The 19,717-nt window shown below is 65.2% G+C and carries 21 protein-coding genes; 10 read left to right on the plus strand and 11 right to left on the minus strand.

The genetic code is table 11. The annotated features are described in order from the left end of the window. Positions 1 to 43: 43 nt before the first annotated feature. Positions 44 to 913 carry an Rv0361 family membrane protein gene (locus ASG84_RS08825; protein WP_057476644.1) on the plus strand — a complete coding sequence of 290 codons (870 nt, stop codon included), beginning with the start codon at positions 44 to 46 and terminating at the stop codon, positions 911 to 913. A 93-nt stretch (positions 914 to 1,006) separates the two neighbouring features. On the opposite strand, the gene fbaA is transcribed toward ASG84_RS08825, so the two are convergent. Next, positions 1,007 to 2,047: a class II fructose-bisphosphate aldolase gene (gene fbaA, locus ASG84_RS08830; protein ID WP_032380186.1), complete on the minus strand. Its 1,041-nt coding sequence runs from the start codon at positions 2,045 to 2,047 to the stop codon at positions 1,007 to 1,009. Between the two features lie 151 nt (positions 2,048 to 2,198). Between fbaA and ASG84_RS08835 the strand changes: the two genes are divergently transcribed. Both ASG84_RS08835 and ASG84_RS08840 read left to right on the plus strand, forming a co-directional pair. After that, the gene (locus ASG84_RS08835; protein ID WP_442970913.1) at positions 2,199 to 2,939 is read left to right on the plus strand and encodes a VTT domain-containing protein; all 741 of its coding nucleotides are present in this window, start codon (positions 2,199 to 2,201) and stop codon (positions 2,937 to 2,939) included. 73 nt (positions 2,940 to 3,012) lie between these two features. Further along, complete coding sequence (locus tag ASG84_RS08840; protein WP_057476766.1) at positions 3,013 to 3,678, plus strand: DedA family protein; 666 nt, start codon at positions 3,013 to 3,015, stop codon at positions 3,676 to 3,678. 25 nt (positions 3,679 to 3,703) lie between these two features. Here ASG84_RS08840 and ASG84_RS08845 read toward each other — a convergent pair whose 3' ends face one another. From ASG84_RS08845 to ASG84_RS28610, 3 genes are all read right to left on the minus strand, one after another. After that, positions 3,704 to 4,840, minus strand: a complete 1,137-nt coding sequence (locus tag ASG84_RS08845; protein WP_057476646.1) for a glycoside hydrolase family 76 protein — start codon at positions 4,838 to 4,840, stop codon at positions 3,704 to 3,706. A gap of 74 nt (positions 4,841 to 4,914) precedes the next feature. Next, positions 4,915 to 5,595, minus strand: coding sequence for a TrmH family RNA methyltransferase (locus tag ASG84_RS08850; RefSeq protein WP_057476648.1), 681 nt, complete (start codon positions 5,593 to 5,595; stop codon positions 4,915 to 4,917). Then, positions 5,592 to 5,903, minus strand: a complete 312-nt coding sequence (locus ASG84_RS28610) for a DUF6636 domain-containing protein (protein WP_327213066.1) — start codon at positions 5,901 to 5,903, stop codon at positions 5,592 to 5,594. The genes ASG84_RS08850 and ASG84_RS28610 overlap by 4 nt, the downstream gene beginning before the upstream one ends. Positions 5,904 to 5,955: 52 nt before the next feature. Here ASG84_RS28610 and ASG84_RS28615 point away from each other — a divergent pair, with 52 nt between their 5' ends. Continuing rightward, a complete protein-coding gene (locus ASG84_RS28615; RefSeq protein WP_327213067.1) occupies positions 5,956 to 6,120 on the plus strand; it encodes a hypothetical protein in 165 nt (54 codons plus the stop codon). 196 nt (positions 6,121 to 6,316) lie between these two features. On the opposite strand, the gene ASG84_RS08860 is transcribed toward ASG84_RS28615, so the two are convergent. Next, complete coding sequence (locus ASG84_RS08860; protein WP_057476768.1) at positions 6,317 to 7,105, minus strand: SDR family oxidoreductase; 789 nt, start codon at positions 7,103 to 7,105, stop codon at positions 6,317 to 6,319. Positions 7,106 to 7,194: 89 nt separating this feature from the next. Here ASG84_RS08860 and ASG84_RS08865 point away from each other — a divergent pair, with 89 nt between their 5' ends. Then, positions 7,195 to 7,647 carry a hypothetical protein gene (locus ASG84_RS08865; RefSeq protein ID WP_082520883.1) on the plus strand — a complete coding sequence of 151 codons (453 nt, stop codon included), beginning with the start codon at positions 7,195 to 7,197 and terminating at the stop codon, positions 7,645 to 7,647. On the opposite strand, the gene ASG84_RS08870 is transcribed toward ASG84_RS08865, so the two are convergent. Next, positions 7,615 to 8,253, minus strand: a complete 639-nt coding sequence (locus ASG84_RS08870) for a lysoplasmalogenase family protein (protein ID WP_057476650.1) — start codon at positions 8,251 to 8,253, stop codon at positions 7,615 to 7,617. The two genes, ASG84_RS08865 and ASG84_RS08870, sit on opposite strands and share 33 nt — an antisense overlap. Before the next feature lie 131 nt (positions 8,254 to 8,384). Between ASG84_RS08870 and ASG84_RS08875 the strand changes: the two genes are divergently transcribed. From ASG84_RS08875 to ASG84_RS08895, 5 genes are all read left to right on the plus strand, one after another. Beyond that, entirely contained in the window at positions 8,385 to 8,984 is a 600-nt protein-coding gene (locus ASG84_RS08875; RefSeq protein ID WP_057476770.1) for an Rv1733c family protein, read from the plus strand. 70 nt (positions 8,985 to 9,054) lie between these two features. Continuing rightward, the gene (locus tag ASG84_RS08880) at positions 9,055 to 9,516 is read left to right on the plus strand and encodes a MarR family winged helix-turn-helix transcriptional regulator (protein WP_052058227.1); all 462 of its coding nucleotides are present in this window, start codon (positions 9,055 to 9,057) and stop codon (positions 9,514 to 9,516) included. Continuing rightward, a complete protein-coding gene (locus ASG84_RS08885; protein ID WP_057476652.1) occupies positions 9,513 to 10,739 on the plus strand; it encodes an MFS transporter in 1,227 nt (408 codons plus the stop codon). Before ASG84_RS08880 ends, ASG84_RS08885 begins: the two co-directional genes overlap by 4 nt. A gap of 274 nt (positions 10,740 to 11,013) precedes the next feature. Then, entirely contained in the window at positions 11,014 to 12,873 is a 1,860-nt protein-coding gene (locus ASG84_RS08890; RefSeq protein ID WP_057476654.1) for a hypothetical protein, read from the plus strand. Positions 12,874 to 12,970: 97 nt separating this feature from the next. Then, the gene (locus ASG84_RS08895; protein ID WP_235581597.1) at positions 12,971 to 13,468 is read left to right on the plus strand and encodes a class F sortase; all 498 of its coding nucleotides are present in this window, start codon (positions 12,971 to 12,973) and stop codon (positions 13,466 to 13,468) included. A gap of 21 nt (positions 13,469 to 13,489) precedes the next feature. Here the strand turns inward: ASG84_RS08895 and pyrE are convergent, their stop codons facing one another. From pyrE to clpB, 5 genes are all read right to left on the minus strand, one after another. Then, positions 13,490 to 14,038, minus strand: a complete 549-nt coding sequence (pyrE, locus tag ASG84_RS08900; RefSeq protein WP_057476771.1) for an orotate phosphoribosyltransferase — start codon at positions 14,036 to 14,038, stop codon at positions 13,490 to 13,492. Positions 14,039 to 14,143: 105 nt separating this feature from the next. Then, on the minus strand, positions 14,144 to 14,722 hold the full coding sequence (locus ASG84_RS08905) for a LemA family protein (RefSeq protein ID WP_057476658.1): 579 nt from the start codon (positions 14,720 to 14,722) through the stop codon (positions 14,144 to 14,146). A 57-nt stretch (positions 14,723 to 14,779) separates the two neighbouring features. After that, positions 14,780 to 15,862: a hypothetical protein gene (locus tag ASG84_RS08910; RefSeq protein WP_057476660.1), complete on the minus strand. Its 1,083-nt coding sequence runs from the start codon at positions 15,860 to 15,862 to the stop codon at positions 14,780 to 14,782. Between the two features lie 84 nt (positions 15,863 to 15,946). Continuing rightward, positions 15,947 to 16,903 carry a DUF5666 domain-containing protein gene (locus ASG84_RS08915; RefSeq protein ID WP_057476662.1) on the minus strand — a complete coding sequence of 319 codons (957 nt, stop codon included), beginning with the start codon at positions 16,901 to 16,903 and terminating at the stop codon, positions 15,947 to 15,949. 93 nt (positions 16,904 to 16,996) lie between these two features. Continuing rightward, complete coding sequence (gene clpB / locus ASG84_RS08920; RefSeq protein WP_057476664.1) at positions 16,997 to 19,543, minus strand: ATP-dependent chaperone ClpB; 2,547 nt, start codon at positions 19,541 to 19,543, stop codon at positions 16,997 to 16,999. Positions 19,544 to 19,717 lie beyond the last annotated feature (174 nt).

Raw genomic sequence — 19,717 nt, forward strand, 5'->3', positions numbered from 1 at the left:
CAGACATACCGCTCTTGCAAGATCAGGTGGACGAGGGAGAAGCATGCCGGACGAGAAAAAGAATGCACCCTCCGAGGCCGACGCCGCCACCGAGAAAATCGATCTGGCGAAGACGAAAAAGGATGCCGGGTCCGAAGAGACTGCAGCCGAGTCGAAGGCAGTCGACGACGATCCGACCGAAAAGATCAGCACCGACAAATCCACTACAGACGAGATTGCCGGGTCTCCCGCAGACGAGCCGGCAGCGCCGATCGCGAAGCCGACTGCGGCACCGCGTCGTATTCCGCCCCGAGATACCGCTGATAAATCGACCACAGCTGTTGCGGCAGAGAAGAAATCCCCGGCAAAGCTGCCCCCGCCGGTCGGGCCTCGCAAGGTCGAACCCCGCAAGATCGAGCCACAGCAGGCCGGCTCGAAGCAGGCCGGATCCAAGCAGGCAACGCCCCAGCGCGTCGGCCCGCCGCCTGCGGAGCCGGGGAAGTCGAGCCACAAGAAGTGGTGGGCGGCGCTGGTGGCCGTGGTGGTCGTGATCGCTGCTGTTGCCGCCGGGGCGTACCTGCTGATCGATCGCACGAGCGAGGACACCTCACCGGAGGCGCAGATCCGATCGACGGTCGAATCGTTCACCCGAGCGCTGGCCGGAGGTGACCTGGCCACGCTCCGCAGCACCTCGTGCGGCGATCTGGCGACCTTCTACCGCGACATCCCGGACACCGAGTTCGCCGACGTCCACCGCGTCTCTGTCGAACAGGGCAGTATCCCGACGGTCGACAGCATCGACGCCATTCAGGTCACCGACGCCACCACCGCTATCGCTCAGGTGATCGCGCACACCGACGCGAATCCGAACGATCGGTCGCCGCGCACCTTCGACCTACGCCTGGAGGGCGAACAGTGGAAGGTGTGCAGCTGACCGACGTGAGCGGAACTTCGTAGCCTGCTACGAGGCCGGAGTGGAGCCTGCGGAACGACCGCAGGCTCCTCGCTCACATGCGGCGAAGCCGCTCTAGCCTGCGGAAACGCTGCGGCCGGCGGACTTCAGGTCGTTGCACGCCTCGACGACACGGGCCGTCATGCCGGCTTCGGCCTTCTTGAGGTAGCTGCGCGGATCGTAGGCCTTCTTGTTGCCCACCTCGCCGTCGATCTTGAGCACGCCGTCGTAGTTCGAGAAGAAGTGCCCGGCAATGGGACGGCTGAATGCGTACTGGGTGTCGGTGTCGACGTTCATCTTCACGACGCCGTACTCCAGTGCCTCTTCGATCTCGCTCTTCGCCGAGCCCGATCCGCCGTGGAAGACGAAATCGAACGGCTTGGAACCCGATGCCAAGCCGAGCTTCTCCGTCGCAACCTTCTGGCCGTCGGCGAGCACGGACGGCTTGAGCTTGACGTTGCCCGGCTTGTACACGCCGTGCACGTTGCCGAAGGTGGCCGCCAGCAGGTACCGCGAGCCCGCGTCGCCTGCTCCGAGTGCCTCGACGGTCTTGAGGAAGTCTTCGTTCGAGGTGTAGAGCTTGTCGTTGATCTCGGCCTCGACGCCGTCTTCCTCGCCGCCGACGACACCGATCTCCACCTCGAGAATGATGTTCGCAGCCGCAGCGCGGGCGAGCAGATCCTTGGCGATCTCGAGGTTCTCGTCGATCGGAATGGCCGAGCCGTCCCACATGTGCGACTGGAACAGCGGGTTCTTGCCTGCGTCGACGCGTTCCTGAGAGATCGCGATCAGCGGCCGCACGTACGTGTCCAGCTTGTCCTTGGGGCAGTGGTCGGTGTGCAGAGCGATGGTGACGTCGTACTTGGCGGCGATCACGTGCGCGAACTCCGCGAGCGCCACTGCGCCGACGACCATGTCCTTGATACCGAGGCCGGAGCCGAACTCGGCACCGCCGGTCGAGAACTGGATGATGCCGTCGCTACCCGCGTCGGCGAAACCCTTGATGGCGGCGTTGATGGACTCGGAACCCACACAGTTGATTGCCGGAAAAGCGAACTTGTGTTCCTTCGCCCGGCCCAGCATCTCGGCATAGACCTCGGGAGTTGCGATAGGCACGGCGTCATTCCTCCATTGAAAGTTCGATTGTGTCCTGTGCAGTATGGCAACTGCCGCGCCCGGTGTCGTGCGTACCCGGTGAGGGAAGCGTCGTCGGGATCATGGTCGCGCGTCACCGACTGTTCAGGAGTTACCAGTTTCGGCCGGTAGTGTGGGCGCGGTGAGTCTTCTAGCTGCCTCGGAATCGGTGACGACCAATCTGGCCCTGTTACCTGGATTCCTCGACCCGGTGAACCTGCTCAACTCGTTCGGGCACTGGGTGCTCATCGGGCTCCTGCTGGTGGTGTTCATCGAGTCGGGCCTGCTGTTCCCGCTGCTACCAGGCGATTCCTTGCTCTTCACGGCCGGTCTGATCGCAGCGTCGAAGTCCACGGAGATCGAGCCGTTCGCGTCGATCTGGACGCTCGTCATCCTCATCCCGATCGCGGCCATTCTCGGCGATCAAGTCGGCTTCCTCATCGGCACCAAGGGCGGCGCTGCTCTGTTCAAGAGCAATGACGCTCGCTTCTTCAAGAAGAAGTACATCGACGAGTCGCACCTGTTCTTCGAGAAGCACGGTCCGATCACCATCATCCTGGCTCGCTTCGTGCCGATCGTGCGGACGTTCGCGCCGGTCGTCGCTGGTGCATCGCACATGAAGTACTCGCTGTTCCTCACCTACAACGTCGTCGGCGGCGTCCTCTGGGGCGCGGGCGTGACGGTACTGGGATACCTGCTCGGGCAGATCGCGTTCATCCGAGAGCACGTCGACATCATCTTCCTGATCATCGTGGCGGTCTCCGTCCTACCGATCGTCATCGAGGTCGGCAAGCGAATGATCAAGGCCCGTAAGACTCCGCTCGGCGAGGCAGCCGACGCAATCGAGGCAGACGCCCCGGACACCAAGTCCTGATCGAGATCCTCCGAAAGTGATCGAGCCTGTGCAGTCGATTACCACCGCCCTGAGCGCAACAGCGCTGCCGGACGTGTCCACGCAAGCAGCCGGCAGCTTCGGCCCGCTACAGACGGCAGGCCCCCTCGTCGTCTGGGTCGTCGTGATGGCATTCGTGTTCATCGAGTGCGCGGTCATCATCGGTTTGTTCCTGCCCGGAGATTCGATGCTGATCACGGCGGGAATCGTGATGGCGACCCACGCGTCGGGCACCGGGCACATTTGGGCCCTCTCGGTCGGAGCGATGGTTGCCGCGATTGCCGGCAACCAGGTGGGATACATGATCGGCCACCGAACCGGCTCGACGCTGGTCGCCCGCAAGAACGGCAAGTACCTCAACACGAAGAACCTGCACAAGGTCAATCTGCTGCTCGAGAAGCACGGGTTCTGGGCCGTCCTCGTCGCGCGATGGATCCCCTGGGTGCGCACGCTGTGCCCACTCGTCGCGGGCGCGGCCAAGATGGATCACCGCCGCTACACCATCGCCAGCACACTCGGCGCGATCATCTGGGCACCGGTGCTGCTGCTGATCGGGTTCTACTTCGGCTCGTTCATCCAACGCATTCCGTGGCTGATGCCTGCAGTTCTCATCAGCATGATCGTGCTGCTGGTGGTCGGAACCGGCGTGGGAATCTGGCAATACCGCAAGGAAATGGCGCGACCGGAGGAGACCATCGAGGTCGAAGAGGTCGTCGAGTAGCGGCCGCAGAAGCCTGCGGAACGACTCAGAAACCAGCAGCCGAGACGCGATAGGCCGCTTCCATCAGCATCCAGCCGCCGAGTTGGACCGAAAGATCTCGCTCGGGTACGTCGGACGGTCGCACCGTGCCCTCGGTGAAGGTGGCGATGTGCAACCCCTGCCCGGGGAACCTCGCTTCGCGGGTCCAGTCGGCTCCGAACAGAGGATTGTCTTCCACTTCGAGTCGGTTCTCCCATGCGGCCTCGGCCGAGTTCAGCACGATCGCCGCGGCGAGCTCGCGGGCTCGGTCGTCGGCATCCGAATCTCCCGGTAGCTCCACCGCCACCACGGCCAGGTAGCGCGCCAGGATGGAGTTGAACAGGCCGCCGTCTCCCCCACCGCCGCCGGTGATGACGAGGTTGCGGGTCAGGTGGTTCTCCACCGCGTCGACCAGTGTGTGGACGCGTTTCGCATGTCTGGGTTCGCCGAGTCGAACCGCGAGTTCGGTCTCGAGGCCGAGCGCGACCCCCTGGCAGTAGCTGTAGATCGCCCGTTCCGCCTCGGGCTGTTTGCCCGCGTCGACGATCGCGCGAGTGGAGTGCACCCCGTCGATGATCAAGCCGGTTCGCGAGTCCGACAGAGTTCGATTCATCCAGTCGGACATCTCCTGCGCGCGCCACAGTCGACCGGTGCGCGCGAGCATGATCGCGGCCGGACCGTTGGCCGGGGCGTTGTAGAAGTCGTCCTTCTTGCGCCACGGGATGCCGCCGCCCTCGGCCGGAGCCCAGGCGTCGAACAGCTCCATCTCGATCTGTTGAATGCCACCCCGATTGCCGACGAAATGCTGCCGCTGGGCACGTTCGAGTGCCAGCCCGAGCCAGGCCATGTCGTCGTAGTAGCTGTTGGTCCATCCGCTGATGTTGCGGGTGCGATGCGCTCGAGTGATCTTGTTCAATCGGCGCCGGCGCTTGGGCGTGAGTTCGCGATCGGCGGCATCGACCGCGCAGTCGAGCAGATGGGCCTGCCACCAGTAGTGCCAACGCAGGAACAACCGCTCGCGGCGAACCGGAGGCCAGGCCACGACTCCGAGCGTCGTGCCCGGCAGCCCCCAGAGCCGACGCATGTGCCGTGCGACGACGGCCCCCTCCGCAGCGTCCGCACGCTGCGACCACAACTCCTGCATACCGAAGATCCTGCCACTTCCGTTGCTGATTCGTTACATCGCGCCCCGGATGAGCGCAGTGTCACCAGGCAGTGTCACCAGGCAGTATCGAGGTCGGCGTGCTGCCGAATCCACGCGTGCATCGCGATCCCAGCGGCGACACCTGCATTGATGCTGCGGGTGGAACCGAACTGGGCGATCGATACCGTCATCGACGACGATTCGCGGGCTCCGTCGGTGACGCCCGGACCCTCTTGACCGAACAGCAGCAGGCACTCTCGCGGCAGCTGGGCCGTCTCGATCGGGACCGATCCCGGGGTGTTGTCGACGGCGACGACGACAAGTCCCTGCTCGGCGGCGAACGCCATCAACGCCTCCACCGAATCGTGGTGATGGAGATGCTGATAACGGTCGGTGACCATGGCACCGCGGCGATTCCATCGACGGCGCCCGACGATGTGCACGGCCTGGGCGGCGAAGGCATTCGCGGTGCGCACCACCGTGCCGATGTTCGCGTCGTTGGTGAAGTTCTCGATAGCGACGTGCAGCGAGTGTCGTCGAGTGTCGATGTCGTCGACGATGGCCTCGCGCCGCCAGTAGCGGTAGGCGTCGACGACGTTGCGGCGGTCGCCACCGGCGAGGAGCTCGGGATCCAATCGAGGATCGTCCGGTGGCGGTTCGAAGTGGGAATCGGCCCAGGGTCCGACGCCGTTCGGGTTGTCGCCCCACTCGGTGGGTCCGATGTCCTCCGACGGCGAATTGCTGTCGCCGCTCAATAGACTTCGTTGCTGTCGGGCGCGATGCGAAATCCGTGGCCGGTTGCGTCGTCGACGCACGAGATGCCGTTCTCCGCGGACGTGCAGGTGAAGCCGGCCTCGGCGATGGTAGCGCCCACAGCCAACGGCGGATCGATGGTTTCCCCGCCCGAGGTGTAGACCACACCGCCCGAGCACATGAATGCTGCGGGCCCATCGTTGGTGACTCGAATTCCGTTGCCCCAGTTGATCATACAATCGTCAGGCCGTGGCGGAACCGGGCTTGTGGTGCCCTGACACCCGGCCTCGGTACGGCTCGACAACGGCACGATGCCGCACTGGAACAGACCGTCGGGAGAACTGAAGTAGTACGCGCCCCCGATGGCCGCATACGTAGTCTGCGGTTCGGCGGTGGGTGGCGGTTCGATCGGCGGCGGAGGTGGAGGCAGCGGTACCTCGGTTGTCGTCACCGGAGCCACGGTGGTGGTCGCGGTGGTCGTCGTCGGCGCGGGCGTGGTGGTCGACGTCGTCGGCGGCGGGGGCTGAGCGGCGGATTCACCGCTACAACCGGAGACCACGAGAGCCGTGACCGCCCCGATCCCGATCAGCCAACCCCGCATCGAACCCAGCCTGCTCGAACCACACATGCTCAGCATGAAGAAACCCCGACCCACCTTTCGACACCGATCCCTCGAAAGACCGACGATACCGGCGCACCGCCGGCATCGTTCGGCGAGAAGTCCTAGGTGTGGCTCAGGCGCCGGTTGACCTCACGAGTGAGCCATGCGGGCGAGAAGCGCGACCCGAGCGAGAGCGCCTTGGACGGCAAGCCGACCGGGAAATGCACCTTGTGCAACCGACGCTTGACCGGACGGGTCGCGTCGAAGATCGCGTCGGACACATCCTTCACGGTGAGCTTGATTCCGAGCGAGCTCGTGGTGCCCGTCGAGACACCCTGGGTCATCGCCGTCTGGACGAACAGCGGCCACATGGCCTTGACCGAGATGTCGTACTTGCTCCACTCGAGGTCCAGCGCTTCGGTGATGCCGCGTACCGCGAACTTGGTCGCGCCGTAGGTCACCAGCTCGGGCTGACCGTAGATGGCCGACGCGGAGCACAGGTTGACGACCTGCGCGCCTGCGGTGTCCTTCAGGTACGGAAACGCCGCGAGGGTTCCGTAGATGACGCCGTTGACGTTGATGTCGATCTGCCGGCGGTGTACCGACAGCGGCATGTCCTCGAAGGCACCCGCGGCAAGAATGCCGGCGTTGTTGATCAGAATGTCGAGGCGACCGTCGCCCTCCCCGACGAACTCCTTCAACCGGGTTTCCCACTGGTCGGAGTTGGTTACATCCAAGGTGCCGGTCACGACGCGGCCGCTGAGCGAGGCAGCTTCCTTGCCGAGTGACGCCAAGCCGGTCTCGTCGATGTCGTACGCACCGACGAGGTAGCCACTGGCCGCGAACTTGAGAGCAGTTGCGCGGCCGATACCTGCTGCTGCGCCGGAGATGAAGACAGTTGGTCGAGTCACATCGAACACCGTACATGTAACCCTACTTACCGGTAACCCCCTATCGTCGAATATCGAACCACCGCTGCGGGCGGCCCAGGAGTGTCGAAGTGAACAACACGAGAATCGTGCGTGCTGTCGTCATCGTGACGATCGTGTACGCCGTCGTGCTGGCGATCTGGATCGGCTGGTTGAACCCTCGAACGCCGCCCGGAACGCTTCCGTACCAGCTCGCTGCATTGGTCGCCGGATTCGGCGCGGCTCTCGGGCTGGCGATGATGATCGCCGGACGCCCGACGCGCGAGCAGAAGGAACTGATCGAGCACGGCGTCGAGGGGTGGGCGACGGTGGACGCCATCCGCCGGATCGACGACGACACTGCCGAGCTGGACCTGGAATTCACCGTGCCGGGTTCGAACAGCTACTTCGGCAAGATCGTCTACGACATTCCCGAATCGGACAGCGCCCGGTTCGAGCCGGGGACGGTGATCGCGGTCCGCGTCGATCCGGCACACCGCGAACGGGTTCTGCTACTGCCTCGACCGCAACGCCTCGACGAGTAGGACCTGCGCCGCGACGTACGTCGACAGGATGATCGCCTCCGCGGTCCTGCGGTGACGGTCCTCGGTCAGGAACAGGCGACGGAACACGATCAGTGCATCGGATGCGGTGAACAACGCGCCGCCGATCATCAGCCGTCGATCGCCGCCGCGCGCCGGGGAGAGGGCAGACAGCGTCGATGTGGTCGCCAGTATCGCCCCGTAGGTCGACAAGGTCGACGCCACCGCCGGCTGCCGTCGGGCCAACAGCACCGCCGCGGCCGCCCACCCGGCGTACCTCGGAATCGCATCGATCGGTGTCGGCCGTGCACCGCGACGAAGCAGCAGACAGGTGTAACTCCCCTGCATCACGGCAAAGGCACGCGCGCCCCATTTCAGAGCGGAATCGTCGTCGGGATCGATCAACAGAACGTCGCCGGCCGTCGCCGCGGCGAGGCCGACCAACAGCACTCGATCACGAGCCGGATCGAGCCCGGTCGCCAAGGCCGGAACGATCAGCGGCTTGGCGATTTTTTGCAACCCAGCCGAGCCTGCCCAGGCCCCGAACACCGTCGCCGTACCCGCAACCAGAGCTGCGGCGCGGGCTCGCTGCACCCGGTCGAGAACCATCGCACGCCTTCCGCCGAACCCATCACAGCCAACGTCACATGTGACGCTGGCCCCTACTGCTTGATACTCGCAGGTCGTCTCGTCATCGTGGAAAGGTCGGTCGGAATCATTTCGAAGTAGTGGGGACCATCATGCGCCGCAAACTCACCGGGCAGGCCCGCTCGGCACACACCGACCTCTCGGGCTACCCCAACCCGCTGCTTCGCGACTGCGACATCCGCCAGTCCCGCGTCAAGCACTGGGTCACCGCGCTGCTGATCGTCATGATTCCGGTGTCGCTGTGGATCGGCCTCGCCGCTCACAGCGATCAGCAACAACGCCTCGAGGATCAGAGGGGCTCGATCCACCAGGTCACTGCCACCACAACGGCGACTACGACGACGCCATCCGTTGCATCGGCGGATTTCGGCTCGTCCGGTGCCGCCGCTGCCACTGCCGTCGACTCCCGCTGGGTCTACCGGGGCGTCGAGCACACCGGTCGCGTCAGCGTCGACACCGGTTCTCCGATCGGAACCACCGCTCAGATCTGGGTCGACAACAGCGGCAACCTGAGCCTGCGGCCACTGACGTCGTCGGACGTCGTCGCTGCGTCGATCTTCAACGCGATCGGAAGCTGGATTCTGGCCGCGGTGGTTCTCCTCGGCATCTATTTCGTGGTGCGCTTCCGGTACGACGGTCGACGTATCGCCGAGTGGGACCGCGACATCGCGGATCTCCTGAGCCGACACTGACTCCCCGACTTCCCCGATCTCCCTCGGGCTCACGTTGCGATAGATAGTTAGTGTATGTAACAATAAATCCGTGAGTCATTCCGATGAAGACATCCGGGACCTGCTCTCGCAGCTGGTCACCAGTTCGTCGCGCTTCGTGCGACTGGCCGCCCGGTTCGGCAGTGACGAATGGCCGCGAGCATGGATGCGAGCCCTGTCGCTGCTCGAGGAGTACCAGCCACTGCGCATCAGTACCTTCGCCGAGCTGGATCGATGCTCCCAACCATCGGCGACGGCATTGCTCGCCAAGCTGAGCAACGCCGACCTCGTCACCAGGAGATCCGACCCCGACGACTCGCGCGCCGTGCTCGTCGAGATGACCGAGGCCGGCCATCGCTGGCTCGCCGACGGTCGACGCCACCTCGTCGACGGACTGGTCCCGTACCTGTCCGACCTCGACCCAGAACAGATACAGAAACTGACCGACGGCTTGGGCGAGCTTCGCAGCATCCTCGAGCCCGTCGATCACGGAATGAGAGGAACTCTTTCGTGACCACCAGCACCTCCCCCGACAGCCTGCTGAAGCAGCCGCGCGCGGTATGGGCAGTCGCATTCGCCAGCGTCATCGCTTTCATGGGCATCGGCCTCGTGGACCCCATCCTCAAACCGATCGGTGAGCAACTCGATGCCTCGCCGTCCCAGGTATCGCTGCTGTTCACCAGCTACATGCTCGTCACCGGCGTCGCGATGCTGATCACCGGAGTGGTGTCCAGTCGCTTCGGCCCGAAGCGCACGTTGCTGGTGGGCCTGGCGATCATCGTCGTCTTCGCCGCGCTGGCCGGCACGTCCGGATCGGTCGGCGAGATCATCGGTTTCCGCGCAGGCTGGGGACTGGGCAACGCACTGTTCATTGCGACTGCGCTGTCGACCATCGTCGGAGCCGCGTCGGGCGGAGTCGCACGCGCGATCATCCTCTACGAGGCCGCGCTGGGTATCGGCATCGCGACCGGCCCCCTGGTCGGCGGTGTCCTGGGCGGATTCAGCTGGCGCGGACCGTTCTTCGGCGTTGCTGCCCTGATGGCCGTCGCGTTCATTCTGCTCGTCGTCATGCTGCCGGACACCCCCAAGCCGGCCCACACCACGTCGATTCTCGACCCGTTTCGTGCGCTTCGGCACCGCGGGCTGCTGACCGTCGGGATCACCGCGCTGCTCTACAACTACGGCTTCTTCACCCTCCTCGCCTACACGCCGTTCCCGCTGGACATGGGCACCTACTCGATCGGATTCATCTTCTTCGGCTGGGGTCTGTGCCTGGCCGTGGCGTCGGTGTTCATCGCGCCGAAGCTGCAGCGGGCCTTCGGAACGCTGAACATGATGATGCTCGCGCTATTGCTGTTCGCAGTCGACCTGGGCGTCATGGCGATGTTCACCGAGAACAAGACCGTGCTGATCGTGGGAACCGTCGTGGCCGGATTGTTCCTCGGCGTCAACAACACTCTGATCACCGAGACCGTCATGATCTCGGCACCGGTCGAGCGGTCGACGGCATCTGCGGCATACAGTTTCGTCCGCTTCGTCGGCGGTGCCGCCGCTCCCTACCTGGCCGGCAAGTTGGGCGAATCGAACATGCACGTCCCGTTCTGGGTCGGTGCAGCCTGCACGCTGCTCGCGATCGTCGTGTTGTCCACCGGGCGCACGGTCCTGGCCCACGTCGACGACCACGAACCTGCACCGCACAGCATCGACGAGGCTCGGGCCGTGACAGTCGGCGACTGAATTACGTTCATCCGAAAGCCTTTTCGCGACGGCCGAGATCATGCATCTCGGCCGTCGCGTCGTATCTGCGCTCCCTTTGGTCACATGAGCCTCATCAGTAACACTTTCATAACCAATACACAGGTAAAGCACTTTTCTGTTTGCAGGACCGGACGGTTGGTTTACGGTTCCCCCATCACGGTTGTTCGTGTGACTCACCAACAACACTCGTTCCGCGTGGGAGGACGGGTGCGCGCAGCACGATGCTGCCACTGACCGAAGGGCCACAATCTCCATGTCGCAGAAGTCGATCGCCAGGTCCAAGAAGGCGCGCCTCGCCGCTGCCGGGGCCGCCATGGCACTGTCCCTCTCCATCGTTGCACCGGGAATCGCCAGTGCTCAGGAGCCCGGTACACCCACTGACAGCTCGGAGGTCCAACCGGAGCCCGGCACCGAGGAAGGCACCGATACCGGTACCCCCACCGGCGAAGAAGGCGCACCTGCCGACGGATCCGGCACCGTCACCACCGACGGCAGCGCAGATCTGCAGCAGCCTGCCCCGTCGGTGACGCCGCAAGATGCCGAAGCTGCCGCCGCCGCGGCAGCCGCCGTACCGGCCCCCGAAGCCCCCTCCGACATCCGTCCGCTCCCCCAGATCGTCCCCGGCATCGTCATGAACGAGGACGGCACCGCAACCGTCAGCCTCGACATCATCCCGCAGCTGTCCGACGCCGAAAAGAAGGCAATCGCCGACGCCGAAGCAGCCAGCAAGGTTGCCGTCGAAGCATCTGCTGCCGCTCAGGTGCGGCTCGACACAGCCAAGGCCGCCGAAGCCGCCGCGAGCACCGACGCCACCAAGGCCGAGGTCGCCGCTGCCGAAGCCGATGTGAAGGCGAAGGCGGCCGTCACCGCGGCCGCAGCAGCCAAGGTCCAGAGCCAGGCCGCAAGTGCTGCGGTCACCGCTGCGAAGAACACCGCTGCCGAACTGAAGACCGCAGCAGACGACGCCACGGCCGCCGCCGACAGCGCAGCAACACTCGCTACGGAGGCAGAAGCGAAGGCCAAGGAGCTCGAAGCCGCAGCCGTCTCGGGCGACCCAGAAGCCACCGCCGCCGCCGCGGAAGCCCGCGCAGACGCCAACGCGAAGGCGGAACTTGCCGCCACCGCCAAGGCCGATGCCGAGGCGTCGAACAAAGCTCTCGCGGATTCCGTTACTGCCGTTCAGGATTCGTTCAAGAACTTCAACCTCGCCAAGGTGACCGCGGCAGTTCGAGCTGCCGCTGCCACCGCCGCGAAGTCGCTGGCGCTCAACGTCGAGGCTCAGACCGCAGCCGCAGTTGCAGCGATGGCCGAGCAGAATGCCAAGAACCTCGAGGCCGCCGCGGAGGCCGCAGCCGGTGAGGAAACCGCTTCCGAGAAGGCCGCAGCCGACGCGAGAACTGCAGCCGACGCTGCGAAGGCCGATGCCGACGCCAAGGCCACGGCAGCAACCGCTGCACAGGCAGCACTCGACGCAGCTCCGTCCGGTGCCGACATCGCAGCGTTACAGGCCGAGGCCGACAAGGCCGCCCAGGCAGTGCTGGACGCCGACGCCGCCGTGACCGCTACCGCAGCCGAGCTGCAGCTCAAGCTCGAAGCGGAAGCCAGCGCCAAGACCAAGGCGACTGAGGCCGCCGCCACCCTGAAGGCCGCGCAGGACGCCGCAACAGCCGCCAAGTCCACCTCCGACGCTGCAGCAAAGGCCGAGGCCGACCTCAAGGCCGAGGCTGCCGAATTGGCCGCCAGCGGACCGAAGTTCAAGTGGACCATCAACCTCGGTGGCACCGTGAAGGAAGATGTTCCGGTCACCCAGGTCGACGACACCACCGTCGTCGTCGACGAGACCGGCGTCTCCCTGGTCGGCGTCAAGAACGAGGACGGATCGTTCACCGTCGCGGATTACTTCACGACCGACGAGAACGGTGTCGTCAGTGTCGCCGGCGAACTGCCGCCGGTCGATCTCGCTCTCGGCGATTCCTCGAGCGAGGCGTCGGGCGGATCGGACAGCTCGTCCAACACCCCGGTGATCCTGGCCGGAGTGGGCGTGGTCGTAGTAGCGGCAGCGGGTGGAGCGTTCTACCTGCGCCGCCGCAGCTCCACCGATGCCACCTCGTAGTAACCGCTGGCTGTGGTCGGCGATCCTGACCTTCGTTCTACTCGTATCAGGTTGTGCGAGTGACGAAGTCGGGATCGCCGCACCCGATCGCTCGCCGGTGCAGTCACAGATTTCGGTGGCTGCGCCGGCGAGCGACGTTGCGCCCGCCCAGCCCGAGTACATCGAACTGCGTTCCGCGGACGGCACGACCTATCTGAGCAGCCCCATCCATCCCGATCCGCTCTACCGCGGCGGCGAGAGCGGCCAGGTGCTCAACCCGGTGGACGAACTACCGGCCTGGTGGGCCGAGAGTGGCATGCCGGGCACCTCGACCGAGCAGACGGTAGTTGTTGCCGGACACAACTATTCGAAGCGGGACGCCCCGTTCAAGGCCTTGCGGGTGGTGACCCCTGGCGACACGGTCGTGTTGCGCACCGCGAGCGGAACTCTGGAGTACGCCGTCGAATCGGTGGGCCCCCTACCGAAGGGATCTCTGCTCGCAGACAACGAACTGCGTAAGTCGGTACCGGGACGATTGATCCTGGCCAACTGCGACGTCCAAGGCGGCGAACCCACCGACGACAACTTCGTGGTCGTCGCGCAATTGGTTCGCTAGCAGGGCAATTGGGGCCGGGGTCTACAGGCCGAGGTCAGCCAAGCCGAGCAGGGATCGATATTCGAGCCCCTCGGCGGCGATGACCTCGTCCGCCCCGGTTGCCCGGTCCACCACCGTGGCCACTCCGACGACCGTCGCGCCCGCGTCCCGAAGAGCTGCGACGGCAGTGAGCGGTGAATTACCGGTTGTCGTCGTATCTTCTACCACCAGAACACGTTTGCCGACGATGTCCGGTCCCTCGATCTGACGCTGCATGCCGTGCGCCTTCGCCGCCTTGCGCACTACGAATGCGTCGATCGGACGTCCCTCGGCATGCATGATGGCCATCGCCACCGGGTCTGCCCCCATGGTCAGCCCGCCGACCGACACGAAATCCCAATCGGCAACCAAGTCACGCATCAGCGAACCGATCAACGCGCCCGCCCGATGATGCAGCGTCGCCCGACGCAGATCCACGTAGTAGTCGGCCTCCTTGCCGGAGGACAACGTGACCTTCCCGTGCACGACGGCAAGCTCTTTCACCAGATCGGCCAGTTCCTGCCGGTCCGAATTCGCGGCGCTCTCGGCCATGTCGGGGTTCCTCTCGTCGTACGACGGGTCTGCGAAGGTCGCTACGAACTTACCCACAACTCATTGCGCCGTTCCTGGCGGCTCGTCACTCCCGACGCGTCGCGCCTACGCAGCGACCTGGGCCGACAACTGCTCGTCGAGCACGTCCCTCGTTTCCACGAAGGGTTCGGGCGCGACTATCGAACGAGACTTGGCCACGATGGACGACGGGAAGGTGCCGGCCGCCTGCGACAGTCGGTAGGCGGTGTCGTTGTACACCCGCACTGCCCCCGCAATGCGGCGTTCGGTCACGGTCAGCTCCCCAGCCGGCCCTTGAAAAGCCCAGTTGCCCAACACGTTCCGACTGGCATCGGCCTCGGCGAGAACGGCGTGAAATGCCGCGGACAGCGCATTCTCGGCCGCTGCCTGTGCCGACAGTCCCAGGCCACGCTCGCGCACGGCCTTGGACCACGAGCGGGCACCGCCCAGTTGGCGCACGGCATCAGCGGAAAGCCCGGATGCCTCTGCAGCCTCGAGGAAAGGCACCAGCTGTTGGTGCCGTCGCTCCAGCTCCACATCGACCAGCCGCAGACTCTGCACGGTCTGCTCGCTGTACCTACCCAGCCGACGCACCGTGCTCGCGACATAACCGACCAGCAACAGAACTACGACAACCACGATGGCCACAACCACGAAAACCGTCACGAGGTACGAATTTAGCCGCGTCCGAGCTCCCGAGCCCGTAAACACGCCCGAAAGAAATCAGGGCTGATTGCGTCGCCGCTCCGAATCGAACGGAATCGGACGCGACGCGGGCGGACGCGGCACCGGGCGCGACGGATTCGCCGAACGTGCGGCTTGCGGGCCCGCTGCATCGGGACGGGGTGGACGCGGCGTGCGACCCGGTTCCTGAGGACGCGGCTCATGGTCGCGGGGCTCTTGAGGACGGGGCTCCTGGGAACGAGGCTCCTGCGGACGCGATGTCTGGGGACGCGCCACCTGAGGACGAGCCACCTGCGGAGGTCGAACCCGTGGCTCGGACCTGACGGGCTCGGCAGCTCGCGGCTCTCCCGACTGGGCCTGCTGGGGCTGAACGCCGCGGACCTGCTGCGGCTGCGCGCCCGCAGTCCTGTGGCTACGAGGCTCCTGGCCACGAGTTTCCTGAACCAGCGGCCGGCCCGGATCGCCTCGATCGCGGCCGGGCTCGCCTGCTCGTGCGCCGTAGACCGCGCTACCGCGCACAGGGGGAAGCACATGCAACATGCCGGACAGTCGTGCGACAGCATCGATGGCCGCGTCCCAATCACGGCCCGAGCTGCCCAGCGGCAACGATCCGAGCGTCCAGTCCTTCTCACTCCACAGCAGCTGAAGATTGTCGGGAACGGATTCGGTGAAAGCAGCCATTCGCTGGTCGCAGACCCGGCGAGCGATATCGACATCGGTGGCGAACACCACGCGCGGGCCGATGGAACCGAGCAGTTCCATGTCCTCGTCGCGCGGTGGTGGCGTCGAGCGTGGGCGCAGGTCTAGGTCGACATCGGAACCGACCGAGCGCTGCACGGCCACGATGGTGCCCGTTTCCTCGACGTCGAAGAGAACGAACTCCTCACCCCGTCGAACACCGGTCACCACGCCCAGAGCGACGTCGAATTCCGGCTTGGACAGGGCCGCGCGGGAGAAGCGGGTAACCAGTTCGTCGTCGTGCGATCGATACTCGTACCCCTGCGCCTTGGCCCACATCTGCCGCAGCCGCCCGGACTGATCTCGCTTGGACCTGTCGATGTAGAGCAGGGCCACTGCACCTATCAGTGCAATCGCCGCCAGGCCGAACCACATTGCCGTCATCGCGAACCACCTTAATCGACATCCACGCCGTCACCGCCCACCACCGCCGAGTCCTGTGAACGATCCCTACGACACTGCGGGTTGCTATCCGCCGAGATTCGGAGTCTCGATGATGACGTTCGCTCGAATCGTGCCGTCCTCGACGGCTTCGCCCTGGACCACGACAAAAGCACCGACGGTCAACGACGCCAGATCTGCACCGGACAACGAGATTATCTGGGTCTGCGGCGTCGTCTGAATCGTCACCGGAGCACCGTCGAGTCCATCGATCGTGAGCGTCGAACCGTCGTTGGCAGTGATCGTTCCCACCGACGAACCGAGTTGACCGAGTATCTCGGGAATGCCGCCCGGGATGAGTTCGGGCGTGGTCGTCGCACCCGATTCCGTGGGACGCGGCGTGGTCGTGGGCGCACTCGACGGCGAGGGCCGAACGGACGTCGACGGCGCAGCAGCAGTGGTGCTCGACTCGTCCGATCCACCGCTCAGGAAGGAAATTCCGAAACCCACGACGATGACGAGGACAACAAGACCGATCAGGGCCAGAACCCACGGGCGAGGTCCCTTGCCACCCGAATCGGCGGCGGGTTCCGCAGCGGGTGGCCCTCCGAACTGCTGGGGTTGGCCGAACTGCTGGGGTTGGCCGAACTGCTGGGTGTCGTAACCCGGAGCCTGGCCGTACGGCGGCTGGCCGTACTGCTGGGTCTGGCCGTACTGCGGTTGGCCGTACTGCTGAGTCTGGCCGTAGGCCTGATTTGCTGCGTCCTGTTGATCGGGGTCGTACGGCGGCAGCGCCTGCGTCGGCTGATACCCCGGCGGATACGCCTGTGGATCTGGGTTCTGTTGGGCCGGATTTTGCGGGTCCGGGTTCTGCTGGGTCGGGTCCTGATACCCCGAGTCCTGATACCCCGGATTCTGATAGCCCGGGCTTCCGTACGCCTGAGTCGGATACGCCTCGGTGGGATCAGCGTCGTCGGGTCGGTTGCGCTGTGCCGCATCCTGGTCGCGCTCCCGCGGTGACCGTGGGTCGTCCGGATTCGTCATGCCACGAGGGTACCTACCCGGCAATACGCAGGTGACGACACAGAACAGGCCCACACGAGCAGTACTCGTGTGGGCCTGTTGCGTGCAGAGTTGCTAGCCCAGGATGAGGCGTTCCCCGTCCGGGCTTGCATTGACCGACACCACGTCGCCGTCGTGAACATCCCCGGCGAGCAGCAGCTTCGCCAGTTGATCGCCGATGGCCTGCTGGATCAGTCGCCGCAGCGGCCGAGCACCGTAGAGCGGGTCGTAGCCTCGGGCCGCAAGCCACATCTTCGCCGGCGACGACACCTCCAGCGTCAGACGTCGTGCGGCAAGACGCTTGGTGAGGAAGCCGAGTTGGATGTCGACGATCGACTCGAGCTGGTCCTCGGACAAGGCGTCGAACACCACCACGTCGTCGAGTCGGTTGACGAACTCGGGCTTGAACGAGCGCCGCACCGCGTCCATGACCTGTTCCTTGGTGCCGCCGGCCCCGAGGTTGGAGGTGAGGATCAGGATCGTGTTGCGGAAGTCGACGGTCCGGCCCTGGCCGTCGGTGAGGCGGCCCTCGTCCAATACGGCGAGCAGGATGTCGAACACATCGGGGTGCGCTTTTTCGACCTCGTCGAACAGCACCACGGTGTACGGACGCCTGCGCACCGCCTCGGTGAGCTGCCCGCCGGCCTCGTAGCCGACGTAGCCCGGAGGTGCACCGACGAGCCGGGCGACGGCATGCTTCTCGCTGTATTCGCTCATGTCGATCCGCACCATCGCGCGTTCGTCGTCGAAGAGGAACTCCGCCAACGCTTTTGCGAGCTCGGTCTTACCCACACCGGTGGGACCGAGAAACAGGAACGATCCCGTCGGCCGGTTGGGGTCGGCCACACCTGCGCGTGCGCGTCGGACTGCGTCGGACACCGCCTGCACCGCGTCCTTCTGTCCGACGACTCGCTTGCCGAGTTCGTCTTCCATGCGGAGCAGTTTGGCGGTCTCGCCTTCGAGCATCCGGCCCGCCGGGATTCCGGTCCAGGCCGCCACCACATCGGCGACGTCGTCCGGCCCCACCTCCTCCTTGAGCATCACGTCACCCTGAGCGGGCGACGCCTCGGTCTTGACGGCGAGTTCCTTCTCGAGTGTCGGGATGCGTCCGTACCGGAGCTCGGCGGCCTTGCCCAGATCGCCGTCGCGTTCGGCGCGATCGGATTCGCCGCGCAGGTTCTCGAGCTCTTCCTTGAGCACTCGCACCGAGTCGATGGCGTTCTTCTCGTTCTGCCACCGCGTGCTGAGCCCGGCCAGCTTCTCCTGCAGATCGGCGAGTTCCTGACGCAGCTTGTCCAGCCGAGCCTTCGACGCGTCGTCGGTCTCCTTGGCCAGTGCCATCTCCTCGATCTCGAGGCGACGCACGGCGCGTTCGACCTCGTCGATCTCGACGGGGCGCGAGTCGATCTCCATGCGCAGACGGGACGCGGCCTCGTCGACGAGGTCGATCGCCTTGTCGGGCAGGAACCTGGCGGTGATGTACCGGTCACTCAGGGTTGCCGCGGCGACCAGGGCAGAGTCCGTGATCCGGACGCCGTGGTGCACCTCGTAGCGTTCCTTGAGTCCGCGCAGGATGCCGACGGTGTCCTCGACCGAGGGCTCACCGACGTAGACCTGCTGGAAGCGGCGTTCGAGGGCGGCGTCCTTCTCGATGTACTTGCGGTACTCCTCGAGGGTCGTTGCGCCCACGAGTCGCAGTTCGCCCCGGGCGAGCATCGGCTTGATCATGTTGCCCGCATCCATCGCCGATTCACCGGTCGCGCCGGCTCCGACAATGGTGTGCAGCTCGTCGATGAACGTAATGACCTGGCCTGCGGAGTTCTTGATGTCGTCGAGCACGGCCTTGAGCCGCTCCTCGAATTCGCCACGGAACTTCGCGCCCGCGACCATCGAACCGAGATCGAGCGAGACAACGGTCTTGCCGCGGAGGCTTTCCGGAACGTCACCGGCGATGACGCGCTGTGCGAGTCCTTCGACGATGGCCGTCTTGCCGACACCGGGTTCGCCGATGAGCACCGGGTTGTTCTTGGTGCGCCGCGAAAGAACTTGCACGACGCGCCTGATCTCGGTGTCGCGGCCGATGACGGGATCGAGCTTGCCTTCTCGGGCCAGCGCGGTCAGATCGGTGCTGTACTTCTCCAGCGCCTGGTAGGTGTTCTCTGGATCGGCGCTGGTCACCCGAGCGCTGCCCCGGACGGCTTGGAAGGCGTCGCGCAGCTCGTTCGGTCCGGCTCCGTGGCCGGTCAGGAGCTTGGCGACATCGGAATCTCCGCTGGCCAGACCCACCATGATGTGTTCGGTGGAGACGAACTCGTCGTCGAGTTCGGTGGCCAGATGCTGCGCTGCGGTGATCGCGGCGAGGGTTTCACGGCCGAGTTGCGGAGTGGTGGTCGAACCGGATGCCGAGGGCAGGCGGTCGACGAGGTTCTGCGCTTCTCGACGCACCGTTGCGGGGTCGACGCCGACGGCCTTCAGCAGTGGTGTGGCGATGCCGTCGGTCTGATCGAGCAACGCCACCAACAAATGTGCCGGACGAATATCCGGGTTACCGGCCGCGGATGCGGCCTGCAGGGCAGCGGAAAGAGCTGCCTGCGACTTCGTGGTGGGAGTGAAACTGTCCACCGGTCACCTTCTTTCTCGGATCGGTTCTTGCGTGTCGCTGGGTACAACCATAGACAAGTTGAGTCTGTTCCGCTCAACTTTGTTTTTCTCGTGCGCGTTTTGCGTACCTGGAGGGGCGCACAACGCGCACGAGGGCGAAGCCCTCTCGCGCGAAAGTCTCGATCGGTCTACTTT

Source organism: Rhodococcus sp. Leaf278, assembly GCF_001426085.1.
Taxonomy (GTDB): Bacteria; Actinomycetota; Actinomycetes; order Mycobacteriales; family Mycobacteriaceae; genus Rhodococcoides.